The organism is Lysinibacillus sp. (assembly GCF_032093475.1).
Taxonomy (GTDB): domain Bacteria; phylum Bacillota; class Bacilli; order Bacillales_A; family Planococcaceae; genus Lysinibacillus; species Lysinibacillus irui.
On sequence record NZ_DAMDAY010000103.1, the window covers coordinates 1 to 13,386 of the forward strand.

The window sequence follows — 13,386 nt, forward strand, 5'->3', positions numbered from 1 at the left end:
GTGATGAACGATGGGGCACCTCTTGCGTTCTTTGAAGGCAAATATAGCAAAGTTAGTCAGCCAATAAGCTTATAATATTAGAAACCATCGTTTGGAGGATATTTCTTTAAACGATGGTTTTATTCTTTATGGTAGAATAGATGAAACTATCAATTCTAAAGAGGTATTCGGAATGAAAATTGCTATAATAGCTGATGTCCATGGAAATAAAGATGCTTTACAAGCTGTACTAACAGATATTCAGAACCGAGGAATTACAACTATCTATAATTTAGGAGATAGCTTGTATGGCCCGTTATTCCCATTGGAAACGTATAATCTTTTAAGGAAACCAAATATTCAGAGTATTAAAGGGAATTGTGATCGAATTTTATTAGAACAGGACACGTCTAATTCGACAGTGCAATATGTACAGAATTTATTAACGGAGGAGCTTAGAACGTGGATCACAAATTTACCTACTTATTTACAAACAGATAATTTCTATTTCTGTCATGGTACACCGACAAATGATGAAATATATTTATTAGAGGAAATAAGCTCTAATGGATCAGTCCTTAAAAAACCGGAGAAGATTATGGATCTAGTAAGTGATATTCCACAAAAGCTTATTTTTTGTGCACACACACATATACCAAGGGTTGTTTATCTTCCAAATAATAAAATCATTATTAATCCTGGAAGTGTTGGATTACCAGCTTACGAGGATGAATTACCGATCTATCACAAAATGGAATCAGGCTCACCATTTGCTAATTATGCAATAGTGACAAAACAAAATGAAGATTGGCTAATAGAGCAATTACATATTCCATATAATGCTAATGAAGCCATTAGCGCAAGCCAGAAAAATGGTCGTTTAGATTGGGCTAGAGCACTGAAAACAGGAAGAATTTAAGCAGGGATTTTTCTCTTTTTTTATTCATTCATAAAAACGTATCGAGTTAAATAACTCAATACGTTTTTTGTATCTTTAAGTAGTTATTTGCATTTAATTACTTCAATATATCTGTACATGCCACGTAACATAACAGGGTCATCCTTTATCATTTTGAGCCTTTGTTCATTTTGCTTAAACAATTCCTCAAAACTACGCCCAATATCGGTTCCTAGGATGCTTATAAATGGTCTAATTAGTTTTTTTATAAATGAGATTTTTTGATTTTTAGGTGCGAACTTATCAAAAATTAAAATTCTCCCGTCTTGTTTCAAGACTCGAATCATCTCTTGCATGCATTTATTATCATCTGGAACGACAGAAAGAATCAAACTCGCTACGATATAGTCAAATGATTCATCTTCAAAAGTCATTTTTTGAGCATCCATTTCTAACAACTTAATTGAAGAGTGCTCGAATTTACGTTTTGCTTTAGCTAGCATGTCAGGAGAATAATCAATTGCTGTAATATCATATTTTTCATAATTGATTAACTCTAGATCAGCACCAGTACCAATACCTACATACAAGATTTTTTGTTTGCTTTGAAAAGGTACTTCTTGAAAAATCCTTTTTCTTGTCTTTAAAAACATACCTGCATTAAAAAATTGATCGTAGAAGGTAGAGCCAATTTTGTAAATAATCTTATTCCATGTATTATTCAATATGCTATCCCATCTTTCAACAGTGATTGGGTTCTAAAATCATTTTCGGAAGGCATAAAAAGGGTAGGGAACTATGCCTTTATTATTCCTTTAAATAACTCTGTACAAATAGAAATAAATCAGAATCATGTTCTAAAATATATTGTTTCAAATTCTTATGATACTGGTTAATTCCAATGATATTTCTTTCATAATCAAACATGATTGTAAACGATTCTTCCGGATTAGTTGAACTGACTATAATAACAGCATCCTCGTTAAAAGCAGGTCTATTAGGAATTATCTTCTTTTTCATCTCGAGACTACCTAATATTGAGCTAAGTCGTTCTGTTTCCTCTGGTTCAAGATAATACGATTGCTCTCTTGTATCTGTAATTACAACAATAATGTCACTAGGATTTAATTCAAATATAGCGTCATTAAAAAAATGGCTGTCTACGGTAAACAACATTATTAGCAAAATTACAACTAGGATTATTAACGAAACCCAAATTATTCTTTGTTCTCGAATGCTATTGCCTCCTAATTTTTAAAATGAATAGAACCAATATAAACTAATTATATAATTATATGACAATCGAAGACGATTTTCTATTGGGTTGGAATAAAATTACTATCGGTTGAACGAGCTATATTATGGTTTTAAAATGAAATATTTATCTGAATAAAAAATATGGTAGTATCAAAAATATTTGAAGGAGTGCTTAATAATGGATAAATAAATATAAGATTTATCCAAAATCAGAAAGAATAACTGCAGGCTTTTTATTATTAACTGTGTTTAGTTTGGTGGTTTTATGATAGACATACGACAGGTAATTTTGATAAGGTTAGCGAATATTAAATAAGGAGAAAAGCAGAACAAGTAAAAGCAATTAAATTCTGGATTTGACTCAGTAAATTGAAATATCGATGGTTTATTAGTGATTAAATTTAATAAACGGTTACTTAAATTATTTTGGGGTATTATTAAATAAGTGATGATTTTTTTAGATTCTGTCTCACTATTATCAGTATACTTTTCAATGAAACATAACTTCCTATAATTTATATTATGTAAACTAAAATTATTTGGCGTGAAGGAGGGTTCGGATAAGTCATGTGAACGATAATTCCCTTTTTGTATATGGACAAGAATCTACAGACAGCTCATTTTTTAAAATACATGATGGAAATACCCGAAGTATAATATAAATTGAAACTTTATATCAAAGCTACTTTCTTCTTTGTGATTTTAAGCATATCTTTGCCAATACTTAGTGATATAATTTCCAACGCAGTAACACCAACTCTTTCAACTTACTTGATTTAAATATCAAATTTAATTAAAAGGATAATTTTGATTACATTTGAGTTTACCTATAACTTTCAGATTCAATTTAATTAATTCTTATACCAGGCATATGTATGATTAACTACTTATAATAAAAAACATGGAAGTTCATTATAATTTATCCTGAAGAACGATACTAAATAACCAGTCGTCAAATATATTTCGACAACTGGTTAAGTGTATACATTTTCGACTGTAAGATATTACACGCTTTGTATTTAACCCATACTCTCTGTGCTATTACTACTATTTTGTATTACCAAATTAGCCGTTTCACTCGGATGGTTAAGAGGAAAATGATGACCATATGGAACAAAATCAACCTTACCAAGATGCGAAGGAGCAGAATAGCCTCTGTCAAAATCCCCCCAAATAATGTGAAGATTATACTTTGTTACTTCATTGAAATCACCTTGAATGGTTTTCGATAGTAAACTGTTAAGCTGAACCGTTGTATTTAAAATTCTAGGAGAAGTAAAACTTTTACTTATTTTTTCAATATAATGTTCAGGGATACTCTCCGTACTTTCAAATAATCCATTACTTAATAAATAACGCTCTATCAAATTAGTAGTTGCTAACTTCAATGTCCATTTGTTTATAAATTGAGGAAGATTTATCGATTTAGCATTTTTTTTAGCAACAGGTGGCTGAAGTAAAGTTATTGTATACTTCTTATCTATGTACTTTTGTACTATTGCTTCCAAAAGAATATATGCACCAAATGAATGGCCAATTAGATGTGCACCATTAGTAGCTTTCTCCAATAACTTTTTTAATACATTCAAATAGATATTTAAAAGATTTTTTTCTCGTTTAAAAGGAGAACGTCCCAAACCTGGAAGGTCCATGATCCATACAGGTCGACCCGTTTCTTCATGAAGCTCTTTCCCTAAAGGAAATAAATCCTCTCCATCACTTAATAAACCATGTAATAAAATAAACGGTTTACCCTCTCCGTGTAATTGGTAAAGGGTATTGTTATCGCATAATGTTCGCTCAAATAAATGATGATGCTCACCATTTTGATACATCAATCGATAATCCAGATCAGCTACTACGGCAGGGAAAAAGTTCATGACACTCATCTTCTTAAACCAATCTTCCCCCCTCATGGTTTTCATCGAACCATTTGAAAATGTTCGTTTTGTGATAAAATTCAGTCCATCAGAAGGAATGTTTGTTATTTTACTTACTCCACTTTTCATTATTGTTTTCATAAGTGGCATTGAAACAGAGATTTTTGGTGCCCTCATATTCATACTTTCCGACATAACACTTAATAATTCAGCAATGTTCGGATCGTTCTCTTTGTCATCAACAAGTGTATATGTTTGAATAGCCGGCTGCTCCAATTTGAAAACCTGCACAATAAACTTCGCAAACTCATCGTTTGAAATCAGTGGCAACCTATATCCCTTACCTCCAGGAATCACTGGCATGAGCCCTCTTCGCATACTTGTCACAAGCAAACCTAATCCTGCTATCTGCTCTGTACTCCCTGTTTTACTACTTCCAACCACAGTTGGCGGATTAATGACAGACAGCGGATAACCTACTGCTGATGCCTGTTGACGGATATAAAGATCTGCTAAAAATTTTGTTTTCTCATATGGATTTTTTATTTTTAAAAATTTGTTTCCTTCTTTGAGTACATCTATCGCAATCTTGCTATTTTTATCATCAAAGGGACTCATATAGCCTACAACATGAATAAATTGCTGCAAGCCCTTCAATTGATGAATACTTTTAGCGAATTCACTAATGTGTTTGGCGCCATTCAAAAATACAGAAGTTGCCTCTTTGGTTGTCGCTTGAATATCCATGGAGCCTCCTGCGTGAATAATCACATCCGTTTTCAATACCCTCTCCTTATCTTCAGCACTTAGACCTAAGTCTATTTTCGTCAAATCACCTTCAATAAAGTGCATAACTGCCTCTTTTAAGATGCCTCTTTCTTGAAAAATGCGTGTTGCTTTACTTTTCGACCTCACTAAAAGAAGAATGTTCACATCCTCTTTGACTAATTCATTCACTAATTGCTTTCCAATAAATCCTGTTCCACCCGTTAAAAATACTGTTCTCATAAAAATCCTCCTAGTAGTACTGCGTAGTACTAATTTGGTGTAAAAAAAATGCTTCTTTTACCGAAGCAAGTTAAACAAATGATCTGCTGTTTTCATGATTACAGTTGCATCCTCCAGTGTTTCTGAAATAAATAGCGCTCCTTCAAGATTTGTAATAAAAAGAGATGCAACCTCGTCAATATTTATTGTCTTTCTAAATTCACCATTCTCTACCCCTTGTTTAAGGAATAGAGAAACTTTCGTTTGTAAGTCTTTAAAAAAAAGACCTATTTTTTCTTTTACTTGTGTGGCATTTGTAGGACTTTGAATATAAAGGGTAATAAATGGACAGCTCCCCTTATATTCTCTCGTCTGAACTCCTTGTGATATTTGCTTTAAAAACAATTTGATACGATCTTCAACTAATAATTGGTTTTGAGATAGTAAGTCATCTATTGCAGATTGATACATTTCAATCCAATAATCAACGACCCCTTCCAACAATTCTTCCTTATTAGAGAAGTGATAATACACATTAGACTTTGAAACTTTGCTTACACGAACTAATTCATCCATGCTTGTATAAGCAAACCCTTTTTCTAAAAATAATGTTGCAGCTACTTCAATCACACGTTTTTGATTCATTAATTTTATCCTTGTCATGATTAGTACTGTACAGTACTATAATAGGCGTTGTCAATTATTTTTGTTAGTTTAATAAAAAATCGATCAAAAAGCTGTTCTGTATCCACTAATTCGTAAATGAGAACACCGAGTGCGCCACGTGCTACTAATGCATCTTTCTCTTCTTGCATCTGGGAGTTTAACTTATCCTTATTCAATGAATGCATCTCCATTAACAAATAACCTTTTTAACATAAAAATATCCAAATATCTATTAATGAAATGTCACAATCTGGACCTTTAAAAAAGTACCTCCTTATTCAAGGAAAGAGCCCGATTGTTGAAGATTATAAACCACTTTGAGAACATTTCTTAACAAACAAATTCTCTAATGCTTTCGAATTTTTACATTAAAATTTGTTCAGCTGCAGTGTATAGTTATATTAAGGGGGAATAGCATGAAAAAAATTAAGTTAGGTATATTTTTTTGTATCGTTGTATTTTTAATTGGTTGTTCTGATAAAGAAGAAATAGCCTCTATTACTCAAGATAACACTACTCAAATTAACGAACTTAAAGAAGAAAATCAGCAATTAAAAGGTGAATTGCAAAATTTGAAAAGTGAATATAGTGTAGATCTCCAACAATTTGATAGTACATCCAGAACGATTATGAGATTGATCAACGAAGAACAATATGAACAAATAAAAACCGATTATAACACTGATTTTAATGTGTTACATGAGGAAATAAACTTCAAGACCCCAGACAATACCAATAGCGCGGCATTCCCAATCGAGAAAGCAAAACTCCCTATGTTCATAGCTTATTTAAATGTTCAATCCGACAGTACAGAAATTGGTTATTATTTAGAAGACTTGGAAAAAGAAGAAAGGCTTTTTATAAGTTTTGTATACGATCAAAAAGGAAATTTCCAATATATATATATTGGTGATGTTTAATTAAAAAAGACACCGCCTGCTGTGCTTAGACGGTGTCTTTAAGATGTTATTACATAAGTGGTAAACTATTAACTTAGGTATTAATGCCCTCAACAATAGCTTTTCCTGATTTTGTACATTCTCTTCATTTTTAAGAGTAGGTCCGATTGTTGAATATCATTTTTATCTAGCCATATTCAAGAAAGCCCCTGTTAATTGAAGCAAGTAACAAAGCACCCAATTTAAATACTTTTATATTCTAGAAAGCGATAACTTTTTCCAAGAACTTATTCTTGGCTTCTCTGTAATCTTCCAATCGTATTTCCTTTTTAAATTATCATATTCCTTTCGGTAATTACTATTCATTTGTAAAACATCGCGAAACTTCCAGAAGAAATCAAATTCTGATTTTTTGACAATTATTTGAAAAACTAAATGGAGGAACAGTTGAATCATCTTTAAAGGCCCTAAGAAGAAAATAACTATCTAACCATGCTTTTGTTCCTTTTCTTCTTCCTTTTTCCGACGCTTCTCTTCCTTTTTTCTATGTTTCTCTTCTTCTTTTTTTAGTTTCTTTTCCTCTTTTTTGAGCTTCTCTATATCTCTTCCATTATTAGGATGAATGATTACATTGTTGTTTTTAGGTGGCTCTTCTGCAGAATCAATTCCTTTTATATAAAGTTCATTTTTTACTCTGTAGACACTTTCCGGTTGCTGAAAATTTGCTGTATCCGTTCCGATTGCTTCCATCATTGCTTTAAACATTAACTGTGAGATTTTCGTCGTATTTCCAGTCATATAGTTACCTTGCCCGTTTTGAGCGTAACCCGTCCATACAGCCATGGTGTATTGAGGTGTGTACCCTGCAAACCAGCTATCATTTGTAGCAGTGTTTGGATATCCATATTTAGCCCGAGTTTTTTCATCAAAATTGGTTGTACCTGTTTTCCCAGCAACATTCAGTCTGGGAACATTTGCAGTTATTCCTGTCCCATCATTTACGACTGTGCGTAACATATCAGTTACCATATAGGCAGTGTAATCCTGCATAACACGTTTTGTTTTCTCACCAAAATTAACGACTGCGCCATCCGCGAAAACAGCCTTTTTTACGAAATGCGGTTTATTGTATAATCCATTGTTTCCAAAAGCACTGTAGCTACCTGCAATGTCTAAAGGACTAACGGTATTGCTGCCGATTGAGTATGATTCATATACTTCATTACTTTTAAATGTAATGCCAAGTTGTTCTGCAAAACTCTTAGCCTTATCCATTCCAACCTCTCTCAATGTGAGCAGTGCCGGGATATTGTATGAATATTGCAGTGCTGTCCGCATAGTTAGCATTCCATGATATTGATGATCCCAGTTGGAGATGGGCTCCCCTGTTGAATAAGTAGTCTGATGGTCGTTAATCAAATGAGCAGTGGACCATTTTAAGTTTTCTATCGCTGGTCCATAATCAAAAATAGGCTTAAAGATTGATCCTGGTTGACGTCTGATATCTACAGCAAAGTTGTGACCTAAAAATTGGGCTTGATAGTCATTGCGACCACTTCCGATTGCCCTGACTTCACCGGTCATGGTATCTAATAAAACAAAGGCTCCCTGAAAATTCTCATCCGGATAGGCAATGATTTCACTTGTATTCATCATTTTTTCCGCGAAATCCTGTGCTTTTGGATCCAGGGTTGTATAAATTGACAATCCGTCCTCGCTGATGTCTACATCTTTCAGTTTGCCCTTTACCTCTTTCACAGCTGCATCCAAAAATGCTTCATAAGGCATACTTTGCTGGGCATTTTTTGCCACAAGTCCCTCTGTTACAGGAACTTTTTCTGCTTCCTTCATTTGTTTTTCCGTAATATAGCCATCTCGAAGCATCGAGCTTAATACTATGTGACGGCGTTTCGTGGCTGCTTCTTTATTTTCCAGTATGGTTGGATCATAATTGTTCGGACTTTGTGTCAGTCCGGCTATCATCGCCGCCTGCGCAAGCGTCATTTCTTTCAAATCATCGGACTCAATTCCGTAATAATTCTTTGCTGCGGTAGCCACTCCGTAAGAACGGTTTCCAAGGTAGATTTTATTTAAATACATCATTAAAATGTCTTGCTTAGAATATTTTTTTTCCAACTGATATGCTAAGTCCCATTCTTGCACTTTGCGTTTCAGTGTTTTCTCTGGAGACAAGAAAGAATTTTTAATGACTTGCTGTGTAATCGTACTACCTCCCTGAGATCCGAAATCTCCTGTTACGTTTACAAAAATAGCCTTGGCTGTCCGTTTGAGGTCGATCCCAAAATGTTCGTAAAAATGGGAATCCTCGGTGGCAATAAAGGCATTTTCCAACACTTTCGGCACTTGGTCGTATGTAATTTTTGTCCGTTTTTCCTTCCCGTATTCATAAAGGAAGTTTCCATCTTTATCATAAAATTTAGTAGAAAGCGGATCCATTAGCTTAGCAGAATCTAAGGTAGGTGTACCCTTCATAATTGAAGCAATCGTAATGGCTCCTACTCCAGTTGAAACAAGTCCGACTGTCAAGCAGACAATGACCATTTTTTTAAACAATGATCCCTTTTTCAGTTTACCAATACCTCTATGTTTATTTTTGTTTGTTTTTTTCGCTTTTTTTCGTTCCTTACGAGTTTGATACAATTCTTCTGACATTCCTATTCTCTCCAATTTAAATACAATTACAGTTAATATTAGCGCAACAGCCTGTTCCGATATAATTTGTTGAGTGCCTGTTAATGGCCTCATAACAATACCTAACAATTAATTCTATCATCTGGTACTAATAGTTGATACTATATTTTTTTGCTAACCTTGCCAAATAACACCTTTATTACTAAAAAAAGAACGAATTCCACAATCAGAAATTCGTTCTTTTGCTTTATACTAATTCCAACCACGCTACTGCCTCGCGATGTGTGGAGTGTATGAACATATTTGAGATTGAAAATCCTTTTTTACTAAAGAAAATAGCTTATCATCAAAATAATTGTAGTCAGATTTGTTGATGAAATATTGAACAAGTGAAGATTAAGAGTATGGATAATTCATTTAACTTGATAAATAGAAAAGCATATGAAGCCTCAATATCACTAGAATTCCTCCCTACTCCGTCCTTTGTTTTTACACATTGCTAGACCGCATCTATAATCTCTCTATTTGTTGAGGTCTTAAATCTGATATAATGCAGCTATATGAGGTTCAATAATGACTAAACTATAGTAACTATATTCATCATTCATTTGATTAGATAAATCTGGTAGTAAGAACAAAAAAGAAGTAAGTAAATCGGGATATTTAGAAAGCAACTCTTTCCTGTTACACATAATGTACGACATATCCTCCTATTTTTTTGCTAATTGAATATCATAAAAATAAGTAATGAGGTAAGGTAGTATCAAATTGAAAACAAAAAAAGTTTTATAAGAAAAAAAGATGGATGATTCCTATTAATATTATTGTCATTCCTATACTGCTTATATTTGTAATTGGACAGTTCACACCTGTACTTTATACCTTTATCATCAAGCAACTTTTTGAAGCTGGTTCTTTTGCCTTTCCTAAGGATATTGAAACAATAAAAAGGCAAGTACATATTGAAAAAGATATTACTTATGATAAACATGGAATTGAGAATAGTCTTTTAGATATTTATTATCCTAAAAATATTAAACAAGAACTCCCTGTTATCATATGGATACATGGTGGTGCATTTGTATCGGGCAGTAAAGAACAAACCCAAGAATATGGAATGGCATTGGCGAATGAAGGATATGTTGTAGCAAATATAAACTATGCTATTGCACCAGGACAAAAATATCCGGGTCCAATTATACAGACTAACTGGGCTCTTAAATATTTACAGGACAATATCTCGAAATATGGCGGCGATATGAATCAATTATTTATTGGTGGCGATTCAGCAGGGGCTCAAATTGCCAGTCAAACCATTGCAATAATAACTAATGGAGCTCTAGCAAAATCAATGGATATTCAACCTTCTGTTGATAAAAAACAGTTAAAAGGTGCTCTATTATTCTGTGGTGTTTATAACATGGATAAAATAGGTGCTCAGTCATCTCCAATAATAAAAAAAGGTATACAAGCAGTATTTTGGGCATATACAGGAAAAAAAGATTTGAAGTCCTTCTCTAGATTAAATGAGATGTCTACAGTTAACCATATAACACCTAATTACCCTCCAACATTTTTGACAGTTGGAGATGCTGATCCACTAGCTCCACAAACTACAGAGCTTATGGATGTTCTTAAAAAAATGGTGTAGAAGTAGAAAGTGTTTTATTTGACGGCATAAATACTGAGCTAGGTCATGAATATCAATTTGATTTTACTACTAAACACGCTGAACAAACACTAGCGAAAACGCTCGACTTCTTAAAGAAATATAGTGGGAAATAGACTAAAAATGACACCTTGTTTGGTTTTAAGAAAACTAAGACCACTTTCCCTAAAACCACGATTAAAAAAGTAAGAGCCTTACTACAAATTATAAGTAGCAAGGCTCTTTAAGGTTATTTCGTTTACATTCTAACAAGAATATTCGATACGAATCGTACATATATTGATTTTAGTATTTCATTCAAACAGAAGTTTATAATTATCCTAAGATGGATTTATAATATATATTCAAAAATTATCTATAAAGATAGGATGATGACAATTATTGATAAATCGGTTTTGGCTATGGTTATTTTACGTGTATTGTCTGGAAGTATTGAAGTAAGTGCTGGATTGTTAATGCTAAAGTTGAATAATTTAGAAAAAGCACTCTATATTAATACAATGCTTGCTTTGGTTGGCCCTACAGTTTTAATCGTAACAACGGCAATTGCATTATTTGGACTAGCTGATAAAATTCCTGTGGCGAGAATCATTTGCTTATTTACGGGAATAACACTTATTATTGTTAGCTCACATATTAAGTAAGATGGACATTCTATTCTAATTTCCTTATTTAACTCTTTATTACAAACAAAACTCTTTGGATTATTATCCTAATAATGTTCTAGTTTACTGTAGCGTATAACGACGCTGCTTTTTTTTATAAGTAATCTCTCCGTGCACATATACTGATCCCACTTATTCGGTTGTGCTGTTGGTTGATCGTCATCATCCTCCCTCATTTAGGGTCATCGTAACTCAGTAACCCTCCAGTTCCTAAATCCCCTTAAATTTCATTATACATAACCCTTCAAGCGCGTCACTTCTTGCTACATAAGCTTTGCTTAAGTTAGATTTTCGTCAGAAATATTATGTAAACTAAATCACTTGGCGTGGAGGAATTATTGGATACGTCTCCTTACTTCTTCCTAGCAATTGGAACAGGAATTGTTCAAAACGTCCTTTGTCATTTTTAAGATATTGGAGCTGAATTTCTATATAACTCTAATGGATCTGATCAATTAGTTTCTTTAATTCATTTAAAAAGACCATCAAAAAAGATAGTCCTACTTCCCTAACTATTCAACCCTGTTTAATCTTTTCTAGTTTCCTTTTAGCTCGGACGGTTGTTTACACAGGTAAAGTAGTATGCTTTACCCTTTCCATCATTACTTAACATAACCGTGATTCATTGTTGTTAGCTTTTCATTTATGTCAAAAATTCTTACTCGAATATCTTTAATACCAAACGATTGAAGTCTTGCTTTATGCATGTCAGCATATTTTTCGGCATCTTGTTTTTCCTCAAATACATAGATACCTCCAGCTTCTTTTGTATCTTGACTTTCTGTCCATATTTTCCAATGGAACCCCTCTTCTTCGTTAATACTTTTTGCTACATCCCAAAACCCTTTGGCCATTTCTTCACCAAAAGGTCCTTCAAACGGAAAATCAACTTGTAATAAATATGCCATTTCAAACACTCCTGTTTTAGTTGTCATTTAAGATAACGTACATCAAAGATTTTACCCCATTCTTTTGTATATTATTATTTTTTTGAAGCGAATGAGTATAATGTATTATTCCTGTACTGAAAAGTAATATATCTACCAAACACAAAAACTCCTTATTTATATGTCTCTTCACCAGCACTTAATTCCGCTTCTAGCATCCTCTGAAGCTTATTTATCAATAGAACTCGTTTTCCTAAGTAAAAACCGTAATGCATTAGATTCGCGTTTTTTATGTCCATTTAAAAATGATCTAACTTCTTCAGTTAGAGGGTTTGATGGTCTTTCCGTTTTTAACCATAGCCCAATGTTCGATCTTATCTTCTTCATTCAAATATAATAAGTATTCTATATCGCTTTTCTTATCATCTACTTGTTTCACTAGGTATGTTCTTGTTGCCGCACGCAATGGACCGTGTGATTGTCTATCCATTACTTGAACTTTAAAACCTAATTCTAACTCGATTTGTTGAACTTCCTTGGACTTTTCTGCCGAGTCCCATATACTAAATCCTACAATCGCTAGAAGTGCCACACCTAGGCCAATAAAAGTTATCCACTTTAAATTACCCCTTTTCATCTTCATCATTTCCCTTCCTTCGTTCTAATAAGCATCTCAACTTATATAATTCACCCGTTATGTTGCTATGGAACATCTCTTTTCAACATTCTTTTCATATGGTGAGGATGCCAATTCGAGGTTACTAAGGTATTATTCGAAAGCCCTGCTTATTTAGCATTTAGACGTTTTGCTAGACAAATAGTTCCGAATATTTCCAAATGAATCATTGCTTTTCATTGCTTTCAATTTCAATGTTCGTGTTTAACTCTAATTGGGGTGTATCCGGGAGCTGGACAAAGCGCATTCTAGTCAATTAAACGCGGTCATT

At 33.3% G+C, this 13,386-nt stretch carries 12 protein-coding genes; 4 read left to right on the plus strand and 8 right to left on the minus strand.

Going from position 1 to position 13,386, the window contains the following annotated elements; translation table 11 throughout:
* Positions 1 to 172 precede the first annotated feature (172 nt).
* A complete protein-coding gene (locus RT445_RS18165) occupies positions 173 to 898 on the plus strand; it encodes a metallophosphoesterase family protein (protein WP_313471171.1) in 726 nt (241 codons plus the stop codon).
* An 83-nt stretch (positions 899 to 981) separates the two neighbouring features.
* Here the strand turns inward: RT445_RS18165 and RT445_RS18170 are convergent, their stop codons facing one another.
* The 4 genes from RT445_RS18170 to RT445_RS18185 all read right to left on the minus strand — a co-directional run bounded on the left by RT445_RS18170 (position 982) and on the right by RT445_RS18185 (position 5,843).
* On the minus strand, positions 982 to 1,602 hold the full coding sequence (locus RT445_RS18170; RefSeq protein WP_274793173.1) for a class I SAM-dependent methyltransferase: 621 nt from the start codon (positions 1,600 to 1,602) through the stop codon (positions 982 to 984).
* A 1,551-nt stretch (positions 1,603 to 3,153) separates the two neighbouring features.
* The gene (locus RT445_RS18175; RefSeq protein ID WP_313471172.1) at positions 3,154 to 5,022 is read right to left on the minus strand and encodes an alpha/beta fold hydrolase; all 1,869 of its coding nucleotides are present in this window, start codon (positions 5,020 to 5,022) and stop codon (positions 3,154 to 3,156) included.
* Positions 5,023 to 5,079: 57 nt separating this feature from the next.
* Positions 5,080 to 5,646: a TetR/AcrR family transcriptional regulator gene (locus RT445_RS18180; RefSeq protein ID WP_274793171.1), complete on the minus strand. Its 567-nt coding sequence runs from the start codon at positions 5,644 to 5,646 to the stop codon at positions 5,080 to 5,082.
* Between the two features lie 20 nt (positions 5,647 to 5,666).
* Positions 5,667 to 5,843, minus strand: coding sequence for a hypothetical protein (locus RT445_RS18185; protein WP_274793170.1), 177 nt, complete (start codon positions 5,841 to 5,843; stop codon positions 5,667 to 5,669).
* 240 nt (positions 5,844 to 6,083) lie between these two features.
* Between RT445_RS18185 and RT445_RS18190 the strand changes: the two genes are divergently transcribed.
* Positions 6,084 to 6,587, plus strand: coding sequence for a hypothetical protein (locus RT445_RS18190; protein ID WP_274793169.1), 504 nt, complete (start codon positions 6,084 to 6,086; stop codon positions 6,585 to 6,587).
* 465 nt (positions 6,588 to 7,052) lie between these two features.
* On the opposite strand, the gene RT445_RS18195 is transcribed toward RT445_RS18190, so the two are convergent.
* Entirely contained in the window at positions 7,053 to 9,239 is a 2,187-nt protein-coding gene (locus RT445_RS18195; protein WP_274793168.1) for a transglycosylase domain-containing protein, read from the minus strand.
* Positions 9,240 to 9,754: 515 nt separating this feature from the next.
* Positions 9,755 to 9,922: a hypothetical protein gene (locus RT445_RS18200; RefSeq protein ID WP_274793167.1), complete on the minus strand. Its 168-nt coding sequence runs from the start codon at positions 9,920 to 9,922 to the stop codon at positions 9,755 to 9,757.
* Between the two features lie 101 nt (positions 9,923 to 10,023).
* On the opposite strand from RT445_RS18200, the gene RT445_RS18205 reads away from it, so the two are divergent.
* Entirely contained in the window at positions 10,024 to 10,869 is an 846-nt protein-coding gene (locus RT445_RS18205; RefSeq protein ID WP_274793166.1) for an alpha/beta hydrolase, read from the plus strand.
* A gap of 386 nt (positions 10,870 to 11,255) precedes the next feature.
* Complete coding sequence (locus RT445_RS18210) at positions 11,256 to 11,531, plus strand: YqhV family protein (protein ID WP_274793165.1); 276 nt, start codon at positions 11,256 to 11,258, stop codon at positions 11,529 to 11,531.
* A 623-nt stretch (positions 11,532 to 12,154) separates the two neighbouring features.
* Here RT445_RS18210 and RT445_RS18215 read toward each other — a convergent pair.
* Together RT445_RS18215 and RT445_RS18220 are read right to left on the minus strand one after the other, a co-directional pair.
* Positions 12,155 to 12,460: a monooxygenase gene (locus tag RT445_RS18215; protein ID WP_274793164.1), complete on the minus strand. Its 306-nt coding sequence runs from the start codon at positions 12,458 to 12,460 to the stop codon at positions 12,155 to 12,157.
* A 298-nt stretch (positions 12,461 to 12,758) separates the two neighbouring features.
* Positions 12,759 to 13,085, minus strand: coding sequence for a hypothetical protein (locus RT445_RS18220; RefSeq protein WP_274793163.1), 327 nt, complete (start codon positions 13,083 to 13,085; stop codon positions 12,759 to 12,761).
* Positions 13,086 to 13,386 lie beyond the last annotated feature (301 nt).